The sequence below is a fragment of the Humisphaera borealis genome (assembly GCF_015169395.1).
Lineage (GTDB): Bacteria > Planctomycetota > Phycisphaerae > Tepidisphaerales > Tepidisphaeraceae > Humisphaera > Humisphaera borealis.
The window spans coordinates 5,859,562-5,879,772 of the sequence record NZ_CP063458.1 but is presented as its reverse complement, the minus strand read 5'-3'; the positions used below and the strand labels follow the sequence as shown (position 1 = coordinate 5,879,772).

Annotated in this window: 16 protein-coding genes; 7 read left to right on the top strand and 9 right to left on the bottom strand. The window is 63.6% G+C overall.

All coding sequences use genetic code 11. The features are described from left to right. Window positions 1-105: 105 nt before the first annotated feature. From IPV69_RS22100 to IPV69_RS22090, 3 genes are all read right to left on the bottom strand, one after another. Window positions 106-2,487 carry a putative bifunctional diguanylate cyclase/phosphodiesterase gene (locus IPV69_RS22100; protein WP_206291898.1) on the bottom strand — a complete coding sequence of 794 codons (2,382 nt, stop codon included), beginning with the start codon at window positions 2,485-2,487 and terminating at the stop codon, window positions 106-108. Between the two features lie 170 nt (window positions 2,488-2,657). Next, a complete protein-coding gene (locus IPV69_RS22095) occupies window positions 2,658-4,106 on the bottom strand; it encodes an enolase-like domain-containing protein (protein ID WP_206291897.1) in 1,449 nt (482 codons plus the stop codon). A gap of 81 nt (window positions 4,107-4,187) precedes the next feature. Then, window positions 4,188-4,805 carry a Uma2 family endonuclease gene (locus IPV69_RS22090; RefSeq protein ID WP_206291896.1) on the bottom strand — a complete coding sequence of 206 codons (618 nt, stop codon included), beginning with the start codon at window positions 4,803-4,805 and terminating at the stop codon, window positions 4,188-4,190. 93 nt (window positions 4,806-4,898) lie between these two features. On the opposite strand from IPV69_RS22090, the gene IPV69_RS22085 reads away from it, so the two are divergent. Both IPV69_RS22085 and msrA read left to right on the top strand, forming a co-directional pair. Next, window positions 4,899-5,270: a rhodanese-like domain-containing protein gene (locus IPV69_RS22085; protein ID WP_206291895.1), complete on the top strand. Its 372-nt coding sequence runs from the start codon at window positions 4,899-4,901 to the stop codon at window positions 5,268-5,270. Window positions 5,271-5,531: 261 nt separating this feature from the next. After that, complete coding sequence (gene msrA, locus IPV69_RS22080; RefSeq protein ID WP_390884427.1) at window positions 5,532-6,221, top strand: peptide-methionine (S)-S-oxide reductase MsrA; 690 nt, start codon at window positions 5,532-5,534, stop codon at window positions 6,219-6,221. Between the two features lie 80 nt (window positions 6,222-6,301). Here the strand turns inward: msrA and IPV69_RS22075 are convergent, their stop codons facing one another. Continuing rightward, window positions 6,302-7,234 carry a hypothetical protein gene (locus IPV69_RS22075; protein ID WP_206291893.1) on the bottom strand — a complete coding sequence of 311 codons (933 nt, stop codon included), beginning with the start codon at window positions 7,232-7,234 and terminating at the stop codon, window positions 6,302-6,304. 471 nt (window positions 7,235-7,705) lie between these two features. On the opposite strand from IPV69_RS22075, the gene IPV69_RS22070 reads away from it, so the two are divergent. From IPV69_RS22070 to IPV69_RS22060, 3 genes are all read left to right on the top strand, one after another. After that, window positions 7,706-8,647 carry a DUF58 domain-containing protein gene (locus IPV69_RS22070; RefSeq protein ID WP_206291892.1) on the top strand — a complete coding sequence of 314 codons (942 nt, stop codon included), beginning with the start codon at window positions 7,706-7,708 and terminating at the stop codon, window positions 8,645-8,647. Window positions 8,648-8,787: 140 nt separating this feature from the next. Beyond that, window positions 8,788-10,824, top strand: coding sequence for a vWA domain-containing protein (locus IPV69_RS22065; protein ID WP_206291891.1), 2,037 nt, complete (start codon window positions 8,788-8,790; stop codon window positions 10,822-10,824). A 65-nt stretch (window positions 10,825-10,889) separates the two neighbouring features. Next, window positions 10,890-11,366 carry a hypothetical protein gene (locus IPV69_RS22060; protein ID WP_206291890.1) on the top strand — a complete coding sequence of 159 codons (477 nt, stop codon included), beginning with the start codon at window positions 10,890-10,892 and terminating at the stop codon, window positions 11,364-11,366. A gap of 105 nt (window positions 11,367-11,471) precedes the next feature. Here the strand turns inward: IPV69_RS22060 and IPV69_RS22055 are convergent, their stop codons facing one another. After that, a complete protein-coding gene (locus IPV69_RS22055) occupies window positions 11,472-12,131 on the bottom strand; it encodes a superoxide dismutase family protein (RefSeq protein ID WP_206291889.1) in 660 nt (219 codons plus the stop codon). A gap of 185 nt (window positions 12,132-12,316) precedes the next feature. On the opposite strand from IPV69_RS22055, the gene IPV69_RS22050 reads away from it, so the two are divergent. Next, a complete protein-coding gene (locus IPV69_RS22050) occupies window positions 12,317-13,117 on the top strand; it encodes a TVP38/TMEM64 family protein (protein ID WP_206291888.1) in 801 nt (266 codons plus the stop codon). An 81-nt stretch (window positions 13,118-13,198) separates the two neighbouring features. Here the strand turns inward: IPV69_RS22050 and IPV69_RS22045 are convergent, their stop codons facing one another. After that, window positions 13,199-14,878, bottom strand: coding sequence for a ribulokinase (locus tag IPV69_RS22045; protein WP_206291887.1), 1,680 nt, complete (start codon window positions 14,876-14,878; stop codon window positions 13,199-13,201). 478 nt (window positions 14,879-15,356) lie between these two features. Between IPV69_RS22045 and IPV69_RS22040 the strand changes: the two genes are divergently transcribed. Next, window positions 15,357-15,956 carry a hypothetical protein gene (locus tag IPV69_RS22040; protein WP_206291886.1) on the top strand — a complete coding sequence of 200 codons (600 nt, stop codon included), beginning with the start codon at window positions 15,357-15,359 and terminating at the stop codon, window positions 15,954-15,956. 334 nt (window positions 15,957-16,290) lie between these two features. Here the strand turns inward: IPV69_RS22040 and IPV69_RS22035 are convergent, their stop codons facing one another. The 3 genes from IPV69_RS22035 to IPV69_RS22025 form a co-directional block, all read right to left on the bottom strand. After that, the gene (locus IPV69_RS22035) at window positions 16,291-17,613 is read right to left on the bottom strand and encodes a hemolysin family protein (RefSeq protein WP_206291885.1); all 1,323 of its coding nucleotides are present in this window, start codon (window positions 17,611-17,613) and stop codon (window positions 16,291-16,293) included. A 469-nt stretch (window positions 17,614-18,082) separates the two neighbouring features. Then, window positions 18,083-18,604: an rRNA maturation RNase YbeY gene (gene ybeY / locus IPV69_RS22030; protein ID WP_206291884.1), complete on the bottom strand. Its 522-nt coding sequence runs from the start codon at window positions 18,602-18,604 to the stop codon at window positions 18,083-18,085. Window positions 18,605-18,763: 159 nt separating this feature from the next. Next, window positions 18,764-20,197: a DUF1501 domain-containing protein gene (locus IPV69_RS22025; RefSeq protein ID WP_206291883.1), complete on the bottom strand. Its 1,434-nt coding sequence runs from the start codon at window positions 20,195-20,197 to the stop codon at window positions 18,764-18,766. Window positions 20,198-20,211: the final 14 nt, after the last annotated feature.

The window sequence follows — 20,211 nt, the reverse complement described above, 5'->3', positions numbered from 1 at the left end:
GCCGCTCCGTGGTGATTCTTCGGCCGCGCCAGATGTGTTGCACCCGCTTCGGCACACGTGCCCCGCGGCCGCCGGGCGGGGGAAAGCCTCGGTTGCTATTGAAACTCAATGGGTCAGGCAGGCCAGTGCCTCGGCGTTTGATGTACGGCGATCGCGGCCGGCATACTCGGCAAACTTGTCGGCGGGCATGGGTTTGGCGAAGTAATACCCCTGCCCGAACGTACACTCCAACGACTGCAGCAGCACCACCTGATCGGCCCGCTCGATACCTTCTGCGACAACACTGATCCCCATGTTCCTCGCGAGCTGCGTCACGGCGTGAACCAGCGCAGCCAGGTCGCGGCCCTCGTCGATATTGGCGACGAACGATCGATCGATCTTCAGCACGTCGATCGGGAACTGTCGCAGGCACGACAACGACGAGTAGCCGGTGCCAAAGTCGTCCATGTCGATCTTGACGCCAATCTCCTTCAGCGACCGCAGCACCTCGATCGCGGCCTTGGCGTCGGCCATCATCTCGGACTCGGTGATCTCCAGGTGCAGGCTGCTGGGCGCCATGCCGGACTCTGACAACACCTTACGGACGGTCGCCGGGAACGACGGCACCATCAGCTGCTTTCGCGCCACGTTGACGCTGATGCTCCTGGGCGCCCGATCGCCCAGCTCCCGTCGCCACTCGCCGAGCTGGCGGCAGGCCTCGCGCAGCACCCATTCCCCAATGGGAACGATCATCCCGGTTTCTTCGGTAATCGGAATGAAGTGGATCGGCGACACCAGTCCCCGCTTCGGATGTTCCCAGCGGATCAGCGCTTCGACACTCTCGAGCTCTCCTGTCGTCAGCGAGACGATTGGCTGGTAATGAAGGCGGAGCTGCCCCAATGCCTGGGCATGGCGCAGGTCGTTCTCAAGCTGCAGCCGGTCGAGAGCACGGTCACGCATCGAGGCGTCGAACAGCACATACCGCCCTTTCCCGCGCGCCTTGGCCTCATACATCGCAGTGTCGGCGTCGCGTAGCACGGCGTCGGCGTTGTCGGCCGCGAGGTCGCTGGTCACCACGCCGATGCTTGCAGTCGAGAACACTTCATGTTCGCCCAGGCGATAGACGCGCGAGAGCACGCCCAACACACGCTCGGCGACAATGCATGCGTCCTGCGGGCTGGCAAGCCCGTCGAGGAGGATGACGAACTCATCGCCGCCCATTCGAGCCGCAACGGACGGGTCGCGATCGGCGGCCAGGGTATCGTTGGCCCGCAGGCACTCCACGAGCCGGCGCGACGTCTCCCGCAAGAGTCGGTCTCCCATCTGGTGCCCCAGGCTGTCGTTGACGATCTTGAACCGGTCAAAGTCGATGAACAGCACCGCATAGTGATACGTCGGCATGCGGCGGGCGCGCAGGATGGCCTGCTGAAGCCGGTCCAGCAGCATCTCGCGATTAGGAAGACCTGTCAGGCGGTCGGTTCGGGCGGCCTCGCGGAGCTCCTGCTCCATCTGCTTGCGCTCGCTGATGTCCCGTTCGATCGCGACGAATTGTGTGAGCTTGCCGCTGGCGTCGCGGACCGGCTGGATCTCCATCGAAAGCCAGTAGCACCTGCCCGATTTGGAATAGTTGCGAATCTCGGCTTCCACAGGCTCGGCGTTATGCATGCACCGGCGGATCCGCTCGACCGTTGCCGGGTCGGTTTCCGGTCCCTGCAGCACCTCGCCGGGCTTGCGCCCCAGGACTTCATCCAACTGATAGCCGGTCATCCGCGTGAAGCCGTCGTTCACCCACTCGATGCGTCCGGCGGTGTCGGTGATGACGACCGCATTGTCCGTACGGCTGGCGACCAGCGCGAGCTTCTGGGCCTGCCGTTCGCTGGCGACCAGCGCCGCGGTTTTCTCGGCGACGAGTCGTTCGAGCTCGCGGTTTCGAGATCTCGTCTCGTCGTCCAGCTTCCGCTGCAAGGCCTTGGCCGACAGCGACACCTTAAAGTCGCCGAGACTTGACGCGAATCGCCAGGAAAAGAAGTTGAGCACCAGGAGAAAGATCGCCAGCAGTCGATACGCCGGCCAGACGAACATCAGGATCGACATGCCATAACCACAGACCGCACACCAGAGAAACACATACGCCAGGTCCATCAGCTTGGTATTGCGGTCACGTTCGGGCACTTCCAGGTAGGCGCTGCGCCAGAACACGAAAATCTTCAGGTAGCTGACGACCACGCCGGCCGTCAGCGTGATGAGTCCGATAACCCAGGGCCAGTCGGGAGAGCCGTCGGCCTTGCGCATGCAATGCAGGCGGCTCATGTACTGGCCGAAGTTCGTGAAGATATCCCATTCAGACTGGAATGAGCCGGCTTCCTGCGCAGCCTCGTGGACCGGCGCCGACATGCACAGAGCGTCCTGGCAATCCATCGCCATGGCTGTCGCGACGGGAGCGAGGCATGCGAGCGCCAGTAGTCCAAAGCCCAGGGCCTTGGCAGCGGGAACGTTCGATTGTGCCATGGGCAATTGCTCCCCGGGGGCGGTGCCTATCCGATCCAGTGCACCGCGACCCACCCCTAGCGGTCCTATCGACGGAGAGACCGTGGCTCTTGAGAGGCCCCACCAAGGCAGACTTGAAACATCACCCTTCCCGGCAACGACATGCTAAGCCGGGCGCGAAAGTCGCACGGTTACGACAGGCCTTTCGACCAGGTGGAAAACGGGATGAACGCGGTCGGGTCGAAGTCGAAAGCCGTCCCGAACGGAGCGGCATTCACCGAGCCAATGCGCAGCCGCCCCCCAACCGGGCGGACGGACGGATACCCGCCGTTGGCCAGTCGATACAGATCGCCATGATTCTTCAGCACGGCCGCCTGGACCCCTTCCGGGATCGCCGCCAGTCCTCTGAAGTAGTGGTGCCCATTGCGTTCCACATCGGCAATGCCCAGTGCGCTGACGACGGCCAGATCCTGCAGCAGTGCGATCGGGCCGACGTTCAGCAAGTCTTCGCCGCTGATGCGGAACTGCGCCGCCGGGCTGGTCTTGTTCCGGCTGGCGATCAGGCACGCATTGCCCAGGCCCTTGATGACGCCCTTGCAATTCTTATGGCTCGTCCCGACATACCCGAGCGCCAGCGCCTCGCGCGCCGAAGGCACCGAGCCGTCGGATTCGTCAATGATCATCGGCGGGCGGTCCGGCCACGCGACGAACTCGTGCCCCACCGCCGCCGACAGGGCAACGTCGCGGTGCAGCGGCTGTTCGACGAACAAGAGCCGTGTCAGGAAGTCGGAAAGTGACGGCTCTTCCGACAGCTTCGACCAGAACTCGCGAAAGCCCCCTGCCGATTTGAAGTTCTCGTTCGCGTCGAGCGTGTAGCGATAGTCGCCGTCGGCGACGGTGCATTGCAGCACGGCGGCGATGTTGCGAATGCGGTCGATGTCCTTCGGCGCTTCGCCGCACAGCTTGATCTTGAAGTGCGTCAGCCCGTAGGCGCGAATGCACGCTTCGAGCGATTGCGGCAGGCCGTCCTGAATGCGGTCGGCGTCGGCGATCTGCGAATCGGTCAGCGGGTCGATCAGGCCGATGGTGTGGCGCGCGATCACTTCACCCAGCGGCGCGGGCGGCAGCCAGTCGGCCGGCTGTGTGCCTTCCAGTTCCGGCTGCAGTGTTCCCAGTTCCACACCCAGCGTGTTGTGCCGGATTGCTTTCCAGAACGGTACGCTGCGGGCCTTGCAGAAGGCATCGATCACCGCCCGCTCGACCAGCGACGTGCCGAAGTGCGACAGCAACGGCGGTTTGCCCCATCCGCCGCCCCAGGCGCTCTGCATCTCGTAGAGATATTTCCAGAACGCAAAGACCGTCGGCACCTTGGGCACCGCCCGGGCGATGGTGCACGCCGACTCGATGACCTCAACCAGTTCCAGCGTGTCGCGCAGGTGTGAGCTGTCGGGGTTCTTGGTGAACCACTTCAGGGCCAGGTGGTCCGCGGCAAATCCCGTCTGCCGTCGGCCGTCCACTTCGACCTCGGCCTTGAGGAACAGGTGGGGAAGTTCCGTCACGGTGATGATGCCGTACCGGAACGGCATCCGCGTCCGCATGGGAAGAACGTACAACTCGGTGGAAAGGACGCGAATGGGCATGGGTGACGGCTTTAAGCGGGGGCGTAAGCAACAAGGCGAATGCAAAGTCTCAGGACGGCGTCACCGCCCGTACACCTCAGGTCAGCCGATCTCCCACTGCGAGCGGATTTCGCGCAGCGTAGGCGGATGCCACAACCATCGGACTTCAATCCAGAAGCCTCGCAATGCCGAACTGCGAATGACGCCCTTTTCGTCTGGATGAATAAGCTGGTACTTGCCGTCCCTGCCCAGCTTGTAGAACTCCGCTTGACGCGTCACAGGGTCGATCAGCCAGTACTCTTTCACGCCGCCCGACTCATACTCCCGAAACTTATCGACGCGATCGATGGTCTTGGTACCCGGGCTGATGATCTCAATCGCGACATCCGCAGGGCCTTTAAGGTGGGTGGATCGAAGTCGCTTCAGGTTTCGCCTGGCGACGAAGATCAGGTCTGGCGCGCGGCCGGGGAGGGTCGGCGACGTCTTCATCTGGAAGGGGTCGGATCGGACGACGCCCAGCTCAAAATGCTCGACCCATTCGCCCACCCATCGGATCAGATAGTTGTGGGCCTCGCTGTGTGCGCCGGAAATCGGTGGCGTCGGAACAACCTCCCCATCAACCCACTCGAGTCGTTCGCCGTTGCTGTAGGTGTGCAGGAAGCTCTCGTACGAGACCTTCTCGTGCGCTCGACCCTTCGGCGGTAGTGCGATTCGCGTCATCTCAACAGAGATTGTAGCAACCGGCTGTCCGGCGGGCGCACACGACCCGCGGGTTTTGTACACTGCCGTAAAGCCACAACCGGAGGATTCACCATGGCCAAGCACACCCCGCAGTTCCTCGCAATCGTCAACGACGCCAAATCTCGTGTTAAAGAATGCACGATCGACGATATCAAAGCCCGGCTTGCCCGCGGCGAGAAGTTCCTGCTCGTCGACGTTCGCGAAGACGGCGAATGGGCCAACGGCCATTTGCCGGGGGCGGTTCATATCGGCAAGGGTGTGATCGAGCGCGATATCGAGGTCAAGGTCCCCGATACCGGCACCGAAATGGTGCTGTATTGCGGCGGTGGGTTTCGATCGGCACTGGCGGCCGACAACCTGCAGAAGATGGGCTACACGAACGTCATCTCAATGGACGGCGGTTTCCGCGGCTGGACCGAAGCCGGCCTGCCTGTCGAAAAGTAGCCACAGGATGCTGAATACCCGACCGCGATTTGCGCCCCGGGAACGCCGACGTCCTCGTCGGCTTTTGCCGAAGTTGCCGAAGTTGCCGATGTGGACGGGGCATTCCCAGAGCCCCAAATCGCAGAACGCTGAAAACTCGAATAAAACGCCTGTCGAGTGCGTAGACTACATACGTTCGTGGCGACGTCATTCGATGCCGTCTGTCACGCCCGTATGGTTTCTGACATCCAATCGGAGGCAAACGTGCCCAATCGCTTACGAATGCTGATCGCCGTCCCGGTCGTCGCCCTACTCGCCTGGGCGGGTTACGCCGCCGTGGAAGGCAAAGAGGAGATCAAGATGCTTCCATTACCCGCCACCGAATACGCGCCCGACAAGGCGACCAAAGCCGGCGAAACCCGGACGCTGGTCGTCGCCGGCGGCTGTTTCTGGTGCGTCGAAGGCGTCTTCGAGCAGCTCGACGGCGTTAAGGGAGCCGTCAGCGGCTACGCCGGCGGCACCAAGGCCACCGCCAACTACAAAGCCGTCTGTACCGGCGAAACCGGGCACGCCGAGGCTGTCGCCGTGACCTACGACCCGTCGAAAATCACCTTCGGCGAACTGCTTCAGGTCTTCTTCACCACCCACGACCCGACGAGCAAAAACCGCCAGGGTGCCGACGTCGGCACGCAGTACCGCTCGGCCGTCTTCCCGCTCGACGACGAGCAGAAGAAGATCGCCGAGGAGTACATCGCCAAGCTCAACGAGACCAAGGCGTTCCCCAAGCCAGTGGTGACCACGGTCGAGCCGCTGAAGATGGCCGACTTCTACGTCGCCGAGGACTACCACCAGGATTACGCGGCGTGCAATCCTAACAACCCGTACATCCGCGGGGTTGCCGCGCCGAAGATCGAAAAGACCAAGGAGAAGTTCGCGGACAAGCTGAAGAAGGAAGAGCCCGCGAAGAAGTAGCGTTTGAATCGCGACATCTCCAGAATCAACGAGAACGCCCACGGACAGCCGTCCGTGGGTTTTTTTGCGTAGGCCCCGCTCTACGGAAACATGCCAGATGGAGTAATCACCGCCCGATGTTTTGACACACCGAATCGCACAACCTCGTCGCGAACCTCGAACACGAATGATGCCTCGAGCCAAGGTGGGTCGCGATGCAAGGCGGTCCCCATGAGTATCTGATAGCAAATGTCCTGGACCCTGGAGTTCTGGGCATACACGGTTGTTGGACAGCGCAGGATGTCTTGCTGATCCCGATCGCCATTGTTGATGACGTAGGGCACGTCTGCCTTCGAAAAGAGTGCCCAGAGTGCGACCTCTACCGATACGTTCTTCACTTCGAACTCCGCGACGATCTTGTTCAAATGATGGAAGCACTTTTCGTGAGAAATGGAGTACCATCCCTCCAACTGGGTGTCCCGACGCAGGGTCTCAGCATCACGTGGGGACCAATGGCCGCGCTCGTCGACGGCTATTCCGGCACGCACGTCGTCCAGAAGTTGCCGGAATTTCCTTTGCCCGGCAAGCGTGTCACGGATGATCAGGCGGTCGCCAATCAGGGCGGCTTGACTTGGCTGCCTACGCCAATCGTTCCAGATCGTCTGCGCCAGACTGCGCCGCTCCGGTGATAGCAGGTTGGCCTTCGGCCAACTGGTTCGCTCCGTGTAGTTGACTCTGCTTTTTGGCACGGGCACTTCGCCTCGTGCCAAGATATCTCCGACTTGATATTCGCGCACGACATGACATGCCGGGTCTCCAAATCCGCTCGGAGTCAGTACGAGACTCTCAGGCGTCGCGACGAACTCCATTGTCATGTAGCGACCACTGACCTCCGTGGCGATCTCGCGAAGCGTAGCATTCCGCAGGCGAACGGTAACGAGTGTGTTCGCCGGCAGGTACTGCGATCGCATGATCGGCATGTCAACCTGCTTCGACCATTGCTGAACGGCGTCGCCAAGCGCAACATCTTCCATCCACACTTCTGGCAGACGCCGCTCCAAGGCGTGTTCCGACGGGAAGTACTCCGAAGCGGCAGGTCCTGTCGATCGCGGTGGTGACGAGCGTCCCACAAGCCAAAGCGCAACCAGCCCCAAGCCCATGCAGCACACTACCCGGCGTCGTCGACGCAGGCGGACCGCAGCAGGATTGGACGCGGAATCGGCCAACACGACTCCCGGCAATGAGATCGAAGAAAGCAGGCACTCTCCGAGCGCCGTCCACAGTGGGTTGGGCTGGCCGTACATCACCAGTTTTCCATGCGCATTGTAGTCGCCCGACGAAGAACGGGAAAAGGAAGGCCAGGAGGGAGGTGTGACCGAACTTGCGACGGCGGACGGCACTCGTGCGAGTGCCTGCTACTTTGGGCGCACGTGGTTTGGAACGCATCCGGCGGTATACTCCCCGCTCGTGAACCGACGAACCCATCGTCTCCCCTGAGGGGCCGCATGACCGTGATTCCATCGACCACCCCCGGCCGCACGCCGCCGCCGGCTCCTGTCGATCCCGACAGCGGGCCGCTGCTCGATCCGACCGTGATGGCGCGGCTCGATCAGCTCGACGTCATGAGCCGCAAGATGCTCGCCGGCAAGCTCAAAGGCGAACGCCGCAGCAAACGCCGTGGGCAAAGCGTGGAGTTTGCCGACTACCGCAACTACACGATCGGCGACGACCTTCGCTTTATCGATTGGAACATCTACGCCCGCCTGGATCGCCTGTTCCTCAAGCTCTTCCTCGAAGAGGAAGACCTGGCGATGTACATCGTGCTCGACGTCTCCAAGAGCAGCGATTACGGCAAGCCCAACAAGTTCCGCTACATGCAGCGCGTGGCTGCGGCGCTGGGGTACATCGGGCTGGTGAACCACAACCGCGTGGTTCTCTGCGGCGTCTCCGACGGGCTCGTCGCCGACACCGGCGCGATGCGCGGCCGGCGGAAGGTGTCGCAGCTCGTCAGCTTCATCGAAAAGCTCCAGCCGATGGGCCCCAGCCACATGGCCGAGGCCTGCCGCCGATTTGCGCTGCAGCACCGTTCAAAAGGCGTCTGCGTCGTGCTGAGCGACTTCTTCGTCAAGGAAGGGTTCGAGAGCGGCCTGCGATACGTCGCCGGCGGCAAGTACGACCTGTTCGCCGTCCAGTGCCTGGCCCCGCAGGAACTGGAGCCCGACCTGCAAGGCGACCTGAAGCTCCGCGACATGGAAGACGACGACCTGGCCGAGGTCAGCATCACGCAGCCGCTCATCAAGCAGTACAAGGCGAACCTGAACGCGTACTGCCTGTCGCTGAAAGAATACGTCACCAGGCGCGGCGGCACGTACCTGTTCACCAGCACGGCGGTGCCATTCGATACGCTGGTGCTGAATTATCTGCGGGAGCGAGGGCTTTTAGGATGACAAGTGGAATGACGAATGGCGAAATCCGAATGGCGAGTGAAATCCCAAAATCGAATCACCAGTAGCGAAAAGGCTTGGGAAGTTCGAATTTGGTGCTTCATTCGCCATTCGAGCTTCGTCATTCGAGTTTGAAAACGTTTATGTCCTGGTTCCCCACATTCACCTCCTGGCAGGCCGGGCTAATTGCCGGGGCGCTGGTTATTCCGGCGCTGCTGGTTCTCTACTTCCTCAAGCTTCGTCGGAAGGAAGTGGCGGTCGGCTCTACGTTGCTTTGGCGCAAGGCGATTCAGGATCTTCAGGTCAATGCGCCGTTTCAGAAGCTCCGCCGGAACCTGCTCCTGCTGCTTCAGCTTATTCTGCTGCTGCTGCTCCTGCTCGCGTACATGCGGCCGGTGTCGAACTACACCCCGCCGCCGGGCAAGACGACCGTCATCCTTATCGATTGCTCGGCGTCGATGGCGGCGCTCGACCAGGAAGGCAAAACCCGCCTCGAAGAAGCCAAACGCCAGGCGAAAGAACTCGTCGATTCCATGCCCAGCGGCGGGACGGCGATGGTCATCGCGTTTCACGACAAGGCCGATCCGGTTCAGCCGTTCACTGCCGACCCGCTCCTACTCAAGCAGGCGATCGACCGCATCAAGCAGACCGACCGGCCGTCGGACATCAAGCTGGCCTACCAGCTCGCCGACGCCCAAGTGAACTTCAACCCCGAGCAGTTGCGGGCGAATGTCGAACCGCCGGACATCCGCGTTTACACCGACGGCCGACTGCTCAATCCGGACGACGCGGCCGTGAAGGGCAACGTTACCTATCAGAAGATCGGCTCCGGCCAGTCCGGCAACATCGCCGTCGTCGCACTATCGGCCAAGCGGAATTTCGAACGGCCGACGCAGGTGCAGGTCTTCGCAAGGCTGGCCAACTACGGTACCGAACCGCTGGCCGTTCCGGTGCAGCTCAGCATCGACGGCGAGAAGATCGACATCAGCACCGCCCGGGCCGATGAGGTCTTCCTCTACCCCGAGCGCTGGACCGAAAAGCAGCGCCAGGACTGGGAAGCCAAACCCGGCAGCCGCCGGGCCGACGACAGTGTCGACTTCAAGCTCGACCTGACCCGCGCCGCGGTCATCCGGCTGGAGCACCTCAAGACCAAGGACGACGTCCTCGCCGCCGACAACTCTGCCAACGTCGTCGTCCCACCGCCGAAGGAACTCTCGCTGCTGCTCGTCACCGACGGCAATTACTTTCTTCAGCGGGCGGTGCAGAGCCTGGCGATCAAGTCGCCGGACGTCACCCAGCCGGCCGACTACGAGGCCAAGAAGCCGACGAATTACGACGTCATCATCTTCGACAACTACAAGCCGAAGTTTCTGCCGGAAATCGGCAACTACATCTGGTTCGGCGTGGTTCCCGACGGCACCAAGACCCGACTCGCGACCGATGAAGGCCCCACCGCCCCACCGGGCAGCGGCAACGCGATCGTGCTGGACGACGTCGGCGTGCTCGACTGGAAGCGCGACCACCCGATCCTTGAGAACCTCGGCCTCGGCCGGCTCTACACCGCCAAGGCGCTAAAGCTGAACGTGCCGCTCGACCGCGAGGTGCTGCTCGACGGCCTCAAGGGCCCGCTGATCGTCCTCGACCGCGCGCCCAAAGCTACACATCTGATCGTCGCGTTCGACGTCATGCAGTCGAACTGGCCGCTCAAACCCAGCTTCCCGATGTTCCTCCACCAGGCGATGCAGTACCTGGCGGTCGGGCAGACGATGGACGTCCGCCAATCGCTGCGGCCGGGCGAGGTCGTCCGCATCCCGCGGTCCAAGCTCCAGCAGGCCGACATCAACCTCAAATCGGTCACCCTCACCGGCCCCGACGGCAAGAAGGAACTGCCGGTCACCGACGCCGGTGAGTTCGTGCTGCCGGTGATGGAGAAGGTCGGCCTGTACAGCACCGAGCCGGCGATCCCCGGGTACGAGAAGCTGGCGGTCAACATCCTCGATCCGGTCGAGAGCAACGTGCTGCCCAGCGACAAGATCCCCGCCGCCGTCCCCACCGACACCACCGACCAGGGCAACGCCGCCGGCAAACGCCGGCTCGAATGGTGGTGGTGGCTGGCACTGGTGGCACTCGGCGTGCTGATGATCGAGTGGTGGGTCTACACGCGGCGCGTGCACATGTAGTTCTTCTCTAGCTTGTACTCGGGGTAAGTGCCAGGGCGAGGGGCCGAACGTGAGGCGTCGATCCGATGCGCCGATTTCTCCCATTGCTGCTCTTGTATCCCTCGTGGCTCGCGTTCCTGGCTGTTCACGAACTGGGGCACGTGCTGCACGCGTTGTGGTCGGGCGCGACGGGCATCCGTGTCGACCTTCCGCTCTTTGGCTTTTCACGAACGAACATCGCTTCCAACCCGAGCCCCCTGTTCGTCGCATGGGGCGGCGTCATCTGGGGAACCCTTCTACCTCTGCTCTTGTTGCTCGTAATCCCCCGACGCTGGTTCACGACTCGCAGGTATTGCCAAGCTTTCGCGGGACTATGTCTGATCGGCAACGGCGCCTACCTCGGCATCGGATGGATCGATCGCGTCGGCGATGCAGGCGATCTCATGCGCCGCGGAACGTCGCACTGGGTGCTTGTCAGCGCCGGGTTGCCCATGGTCACGTTAGGGCTATGGCAATGGCACCGACTGGAAACGACGGTCCCAAGCCATCAAGAAGGTCTGTGAGTCTGCGCAAGCGGAACCACACCTGCGAAACAACTCAGCGGGCAGACGCTCGATCGCGTCTGCCCGCTGATGTCTCTACTGGTACGACTCGCGCCCCGGCTCTGCTTACTTGATTTCCTTCTTCAGGTCATCGATCCCCTTCTTCACGTCATCCACCGTCTTCTTCGCTTCGTCGGAGACTGACTTCTTCGCGTCATCCTTCGTCATGGGCTTCTTCGCCTCGATCACGCCGCCGGCGATGCGATCACCGCTGTTGCCGGAGGGATCAGTTTTGAGGTCGTCGGCACCGGCGTGCACAATCACCGAGCGGCCCATGATGCCGTTCTTCTCGCCGTGCAGGCTGACGCCCTTGAACGTGCCTTCAATCTTCGCGACGCCTTTGTCGTTGGCTTCGATATTGCCCCAGTCGCCTGCGTGTTTCTCGTCGGAGCCGGGGCCGCCATGCTTGGTGCCTCCGGGGTTGAAGTGCCCGCCGGCGCTGACCAGCTTGGGATCGGACAGGTCACCCTTCTGGTGGATGTGGAAGCCGTGCTTGCCGGGGGTCAGTCCGCTGATTTCGCCGACCACATGCACGCCGCCGCCGTCCACGTCCTTGAACGTCAGGCGTCCCTTGATGTCCTTGTGGGCCTCGGTGCCCTTGATGACCGCGACGATAACCGCCGGCTTGGCGTCATCCTTCTTGTCGTCCGCGGCGCGAGCCGAGTTGGCGGCAATCAGGCTCATGCCGAGCATGGAAGCGGCCGCGATTTGTAGCATTCGAATCATCGTTCCTCCGGGAATGAAAGAGTTCTGTCTGGACTTTCAAAGCACGACCAAAGTCGGCCGGCATTAGACGCCGTGATCTTAGCGCGACTGCAGGGCCGGCGGCAATGCATAATTGCGAAACTCCGTCGGGACGGATCATCGCAGACGCTGGCCTAAGTCGTGTCGCGCGTCTACGCTCGATGACGATGCCCGATCCGCAGCCATTACCTCCCGCGCCCGCGCTGGACGACCAACCCCCAACACCGCCGCCACCCCTCTGGACCCTTCGCGGCATCCGGCGGCTGGGTGCGGCCGGCCTCATGGGCGTCATCTCGCTCGCGGTCCCGCCGATCGGCGCGGCACTGCTTGCATACCTCACCGCGCATACGACTTTTGCAGAGGTCCTTCGCGATCACGCCTGGGGGCCGTATCTCAGTGCCGTCGGCTTCGGACTGCTCGGCGGATTCGCCCTGCTTCCGACCGCCGCCCTGGCAATCTTCGCCGGCTGGGCGTTCCACTTTCAGGTCGGACTGCCGGTCGCGGTCTTCGGGTTCACCATCGCGTCGGCGATCGGTTTCACCGTCGCCGGGCGGTTTTCGGGTACGACCGTTGTGGACCTCATCGACAAGAGCCCGCGGTGGAAAGCCGTCCACATCGCGTTGCTGCACAGCAGCGCGCTGCGCACGTTCCTGATCGTCATCCTGCTGCGCATCCCGTCGGTGCCGCCGTTCGCGATGACCAATGTCGCCCTGGCGACCTTGCGCGTGCGGTTCCTGCCCTTCCTGCTCGGCACGGCGATCGGCGTCGTCCCCCGCACGGCGGCGTACGTCTGGCTGGCGTCGCGCGCCGAGAAACTCGAATCCGCCGACACCGGCGGCTGGAAAATGCTCGTCATCTCCATCGCCGTCACGCTGGCGGTCCTGGTCGTCATCACCGTGCTCGCCCGGCGGGCGCTGGAACGGGTGACAGGGGGTAATGACGAATCACGAAAAACGAATGACGAGTGAAGAACCAAGCTCGAATGACCAGGACGCACGCTTTGAGATTGGTCATTCGCTATTGATCATTCATTCGCGTTTCGCCATTCGTCATTGAGCGCCCCTGTCTCTCAACTCCCGCATGACCTCCGCCAATGTCCCCTCCGGGTTGGCCAGCTCGCGATACAGCCGATAGATCGGCTGATAACGGCGATGCGCTTCGGCATTGGGCACATACACCGGTTCCTTCCGCTGCCGCGCCATCGCTTTGATGGCATCTGCTGCCGTCGCGTGTCCTGTTGCGTCTTTGCCCGCCGCCAGCGCGCCCAGGATCGCCGCCCCAAGCGCCACGCTCTGGCTGCTCTCGGCCAGCGCGATGGGTTCGTTCAAGACGTCGGCGTAGATCTGCATCAGCAACGGCGACTTGTCAGGGAGACCGCCGGACGCGACGAACCGCTCGACCGGCACGCCGCCGGCGCGCAGCGTATCGACGATCCACCGCAAGCCGAACGCCGTCGCCTCGATCAGGGCCCGGTACATCTGGGCCGCCGTGGTGCCGAGCGTCAGGCCGACGAACGCCCCGCTGAGCCGGCCGTCCATCAGCGGCGTGCGGCAGCCGTTGAGCCAGTCGAGCGCCAGCACACCGCCCGCGCCAGGGGGCAGCTTCGCGGCCTGCGCCGTCAGCTCGGCGTGCGACAGGTTGAACGTCTCAACCAGCCAGGCGAAGGCATCGCCGACGCTCGCCTGCCCGGTCTCGTAGCCGTAGTAGCCCGGCAGAATGCCCCCTTTCACCACGCCGGCGACGCCGGGCACCAGGTGTTCCTGCGTGCTGTTGAGCATGTGGCAGGAGCTGGTGCCGAGCACCAGCACCATCGTGCCGCCGTCGGCCACGCCCGCACCGGGCACGCCGGCATGGGCGTCGATAATCGCGGTCGACACCGGAATGCCCGCCGGCAGCCCGAACCGCTCGGCGGCCGCGGGCGACAGCACGCCCGCCCGCTCGCCCGGCGACCGAAACTCCCCCGGCAGCTTGTCGAGCACGCCGCCGAAACCGAGGCCGACCGTCTCAAAATACTCGCGCGACGGAAAGCCCGTCCCGGCATTCCACATCGCCTTGTACCCCGCCTGGCAGGTCGAGCGGACGGGCTGTCCGGACACCGGCGTGCCGGATGACATCGCACCCGTCAGCTGCCACACGAACCAGTCGCCGGCCTCCAGCCAGACGTCGGCGGCGTCGTACGAGGCACGGTCGCCGTTGAAGGTTTCGAGGATCTTCGGAAAGAACCATTCGAGGCCGATCGTTCCGCCGTAACGGTCGAGCCAGGGTTCCCGCCGGTCGCGGGCGACGGAGTTGATGCGATCGGTCTCGGCCTTGGCTCCGTGATGCTTCCAGAGCTTCGGCCACGCCAGCGGCCGGTCGGCAAAGCCGGCCTTGCACAGCGGCGTGCCGTCGGCCTTGCAGGGCAGCATGGTGCAACTCGTAAACGCAACGCCGATGCCCACGACGGCTTGGCTTTGATTTGGGAAATTCGATGTTACGGCGCGCGTCGCCGATGCCGCCGCCGACAGCCATTCGTCCGGGTCCTGTAGCGCATAATCCGGCGGGAGCAGTGGTTGCGGTGCCTGCGACCCGGCCCTATGCGATCCACCCGCCGCCAAGACCGGCAACCGCTCGTCGATGACGGCGTAAGCCGCCGCCGCCTTCCCGACGATGCGACCATTGGAGACATCCACCGCAATGACGCGGACGGATTCGGTACCGAAGTCGTAGCCGAGCGAAAGTGATGGCAAGCGATCCTCCGAGGTGATGCACGGATTGTGCCAGAAGGACGAGCGTCAGACCACGCGTCGCTGCCCGCGGATGGACCGGAGAAATTACTCCGAGTCGAAACCCGCGCTCCGCTCCGCGTCGCGGCTAACCCTGAAGCGAACCCCGAACCCGGTTAGCCGCGACGCGAAGCGGAGCGCGGACCGTCAGCGCGGATCACGGTCTGTCAGTGCGCAGCTGCGCGACGCCTGCGCGTCGCGCCATCGCACGCCCATTCTATTAAATACCTAACAATATGCAAACAGAAAATCGCCCGCTCAGATCCCGACGCCGTCGTCTCACTTGGAAAGTCGGGTGTGAATTTCGATCCGCGGCGTACAATCTTGGTCATCATTGGGGATGGAAATGCTCATCCGGTGGCGCAACCACTCATCCCGATGCCTGCATCGAAAGTCCCATTGATGTGAAGCGACGCAACACGTCGTCGAGCGGAGCTGAATGATGGTTGACGCTTCTTCGACGGACAGCCCCAGACCCCCGCCCCTCCGCCCGCGCCGCTGGTTCGGGCTGCTCTTCTGGGCGGCCGCGATTGTGTTCCTCTCGTGGCTCTGGTCGCGCAGCCACCAGACCGCCGACCTGGGCGCGGTCTATACGCGATCGGGGAACATCAACGGCGTGCTGTCGCACCGCGGCAACCTGCTGGTGGGCATGAGCACGCTGTCCCTCGGGCCCGACAAGGCGCTGACCGCCGAGCACATCGCCGCACCGGTGACCGACGGCGACTGGCTCTTCGACGGGGCCTACACGAACGCGAGCACGATGAAATCGCAGTGGCAGTTCGGCTACGCCCTGAGCAAGCCCGGCGACCTGCCCGTCGCCGACGCCACCTGGTCTGCCGTCGTCTTCCCGCACTGGGCGGCGATCACGCTCTGCTCGCTGATCCTGCTCTGGCACCTCTGGCGGTTCACCCTGCGAACCCGCGAACGCCGATGGCGAAAGAAGGGCCGATGCGTGGCGTGCGGGTATGACTTGCAAGGCAACCCCAGTGACCGATGCCCGGAATGCGGAACGCCGGTGGCGGCGGTGTCGCCCTTGCCATGATCTATCGGCTGCGCGAAATCAGAGCCACCGGTCGTTCGATTTCACCACGAAGGCACGAAGAGGCACGAAGAAGAAATAGATTGAACGTGGAAGCGGTCCACAGCGTCAGCAGTATCGGCTCTCCTGCAGTCGATTCTTCGTGGACCTTCGTGCCCTTCGTGCCTTCGTGGTAAACCGGACATGAGGTGGCACCCCTGCGGGTATTGTCGGAATCGTTGCCCCATGGCGAACGTCGGACGGCGACCCTCACGGGCAAGCGAGTACGCTTGCCCATGCCACCCAAAACCTGGATCGCGCGTATTCACTGCCGCCGACCGCCGATGATGGCGCCGCGTCAAACTGCCGCGCGCTCGGCGACGGGTTCCCTTTCGCCAGCGGGTGCTTCCCCTGCCGTCTGGCCCAATTCGATCTTCACGCGGTTCACCCGTTGCGGCTCGGCGTTCAGGACCGTGAACTTCGCGCCGCCGTAGATGAACGTCGTGCCTGCTTCGGGGATGCGGCCGACGGTTGTGACCACGAAGCCGCCGAGCGTGTCGTAGCCGGCGTCTTCGGGCAGTTCGAGGCCTGTCTGGCGGTTGATTTCATCCAGGTAGATTCGCGCGTCGGCCTCGATCGTCTGTTCGTCGATCTGGCGGTACATCGCCGGCTCGGCCGGCTCGTGTTCGTCGGAGATGTCGCCGACGAGCTCTTCCAGCACGTCTTCGATCGACACCAGGCCGGCGGTGCCGTCGTACTCGTCGCGGACGATCGCCAGGTGAACCTTCTGTCGGCGGAAGTCGGAGAGCAACTCGCGGACGAGCTTGGTTTCGGGCACGAAGTACGCCGGCCGCATCGCCAGCTTCATGCTGAAAGTTTCGGTCGGCTTGCCGAGCTGTTTCAGCAGGTCGCGGGCGTAGAGCACACCGATGATGTGGTCGAGCGTGCCTTCGTATACGGGGATTCGGCTGTGGCCGGTCTCTTCCAGGACTTCCTTGATCTCGGCGAGGGTGGAAGTGGATTCGATCGCGACGACCTCCGGGCGCGGCGTCATGATCTGGCCGGCGGTCGTCTCCTGGAACGCCATCACCGACTCGATCATCCGGCGGACGTCGTCATCGACGATGCCTTCTTTTTGTCCCTCTTCGACGACCGACAGAATTTCCTGTTCGATGTCGTGCTCGGCCTTGCCGGCGGCGGGTTCGGTGGGGATGCCCGCCGCCCGGCCGATCATGCGGTCGATGACGTGCATCAGCTTGGCGATCGGCCACATCAGCCAGAACAGCCCGTGCAGCGGGCGGACGAACTGGGCGACGACGGCGTCGCCCATGTGGCGAGTGACAGCCTGGGGCAGCATGATCGAGCAGACCAGCGTCACCAGCGTGCCCAGCACGACGGCGACGGTGTAGCTCACGGCGGCGTTGTAGCCAAACGATTCGACCAGATCGAGCGACAGCAGCAGGATCGCGACGTTAAACAGCAGCCGCCAGACCGCCGTGACGAAGACCAGATCGGGCTGGTGCTCCATCGTCTTGTCGAGCCAGCTTCCGATGCCTTTGCGCTCGAGGTGTTCGTCGAGGCGAACGCGCGACAGGTCGCGGAGCGAGTAGGTAAGCGTGGAAAAGACCAGGGTGCCCAGTGCCGAACCGGCCAGGGCCCCTGCGATCAGGGGGACGGCCATGTTAGAGGGCTCCGAAAGTAAGAACGGCCGCCGCAGGCCGGAAACCGGCGCTGCGTACTGGCGGATGCAACGGCAGAGCGAAGGTCTGCGCGCGACCTATGTCGTCCTCGGATGTCAGGGTGGGCCTTGGGTTGGCGTTCATCGCAATGCTCGAACAAGCCGTCGGCGAAAGCCGGCGGGAGCGCGGACGGCAGTCGCCCGCAAAGCCGCCGGCGAACCGGCGACATCCCGCATTGTACGTCGGGAACGGCGGCGCGGACATCCCTCAAATGTTCCGTTTTTCCGCAAGATGTTGATGCGAAATGATTTGCGAGATTTTTTCGGCGCGTCTTCGTCCGAGAATTCGCAGGTTTTTGTCGCGCGTTTGCCGCATCCTGCGTTTCGCGACCGAACCAACTCGTCCTACGCCCACCGCGCGCGGTGGGACCCACCGCAGCGCGGTGGGCGTTCGTGGTTCCTCTCGCGTGCATCATCTCGTCACGCGCTTCTTTGCGGGTCCAGCGGTGCGCTCGAACACCGCCCCGATGCCGATCGCGGCGAGGATGCGATCCTCAGTACGGTGCATCTTCTTGTAGTCCGCGGGCGTCAGGTCGTCGTAGCCGCACAAGTGCAGCATGCCGTGCAGCGCGTAGAGCAGCACTTCGTGACGAAGTTCGGTACCCTCGGTTTTGGCGCGACGGCGGGCCTCGGGAATGCAGACGACCACCTCCCCCGCCATCACCCGGCCGCGGGAATCTTCGTCGAGCGGAAAGGTCAGCACGTCGGTCGGCCCGGCGATGCCCATGAACTGCTGGTGCAGGTCGGCCATTGCCTTGTCGCCGACGAGGGCGAGCGACAGTTCGACGAGCGGCTTGCGCAACTCGGCGTGGGCAGCGCGGAGGTGCTTACGCAGGAAGGGTACAAGATCCTTGCCGACGGCCGCGGAGAGCTCCAGATGAAGTTTCGACTTCGCGGTGCGGACAGAACGAGCGGCGGAAGGCTTGCGTGGCATGGGGTGCGGTGATCATCGCCGGGATGGTCGTGGTGACAAGGCACGCACGGATGCCCTGGACCGCGGAGCCCCAGCTCCGCTCTTCATTTTGTCGTTCGTGCGGAGCTGGGGCTCCGCGTTCCCAAAGTTTGTCGGACGTACGACCACGCGATCGTCTGTCTACACCACGCCCGGCAGATCCTGGGTTCGATTGACGGCCTGGCGGATGATTTCCGGCAGGCCGGTTTCGACGCGGAGCTGCCCCATGTCGAAGAGGGTGCGGAAGATGGTCGCCAGCAGGTTGTCGGGCTTGAGGCCGTCACCGTCGGGCTCTGCGCCGGTGCGGTTGGATCGGCCGACCACCTGTCCGCGCGGCATGCCCGCGCCGTACAGGATGAGTGGTGCCAGCGCCGGCCAGTGGTCGCGGCCGCCGTTCTTGTTGAGCTTGGGGTTGCGGCCCATTTCGCCGCAGCAGACCAGCAGGATTTTGTCGCCCAGCCCGCGGCTTTCGCAGTCTTCGATGAACGCCGAGACGGCATGGTCGAACGGTTCGATGACGGCCTTCTTCCCCTCGGCGACGGCGATGTTGTTGACGTCTGCGTGGAAGTCCCAGACGAACTCGGTGTTGACGGTGATGAACCCGCACCCCGCCTCGGCCATTCGGCGGGCCAGCACCAGCAGCCTGCCCAGCGTGTTGGCATTCGCCCGGTAGTACGGGTCGTTGTTCTTCATCTTGCCGGTCTTGGGCGTCCAGAGCGACGGGTCGAGGAACGGCCTGGTGTCGTAGCGCTCGAGCAGTTTCGGATCCTCGTTCGAGAGGTCGAACGCCTGCCCGACGCCCTTGAGGATCATGTCGAACGCCTGCCGGCGGAAGCCGTCGACGGCGTCGCCTTGCGCATCGAGATCACGCCGCGCCCGGTCGATCGCCGACAGCAATTCCCGGCGGTCGGTGAGCCTTTCGCGCGGCAGATTGAGCTTCAGATTCTCCTGCATCGGCCCGCCGGCACCGGGCGTGAACGGCGCGTAGCCGGTGCCGAGCGAGCCGGTGGCGTCGAACTTGCCGAAGCGCTCGCGCGGGCCGGGCTGGTCGGCGCCGACGGAAATCGGCCAGAGCGCCATCGACGTCGGCAGGCCGGTCCTGGGGTTGTTGATGCCGGCGACCCGGCTGTAAACCGAACCGAGGCTCGCGCCGCCGGTGGTATCGCTGACGATCGGCCGGAGCCCGCCGTGATCGGTGCCGGTGGAGAAATTGCGGACGATGGTCAGGCGGTCGGCGAGCCTGGCGAGCTTCGGCAGGCTGGAGCCGAAATGTACGCCGGGAATGCTGGTGGGGATCGTTCCGCCGACGGGGGCCATCTCGGCGGTCAGGCCTTCCTTGGGGTCGAACGTCTCAGCCTGCGGCGGGCCGCCCTGCATGAACAGGAAGATGACCGACTTCCCCGACAGCGGACTGACGCCGCCCGACCCGCTGACGCTGCCGAAGGCCGTGTTGCTGCTGAGTGCGGGAAAGAGCGCATTGCCGAACAGTGCGCCGCCTAGCGCCGCACCGCCAACGCGAAGGAAGTCGCGCCGGCGCAGGCTCGAAGGGCCGTTGGGATCGCAGAAGAGGAGCATGTCGGACCTCGCGT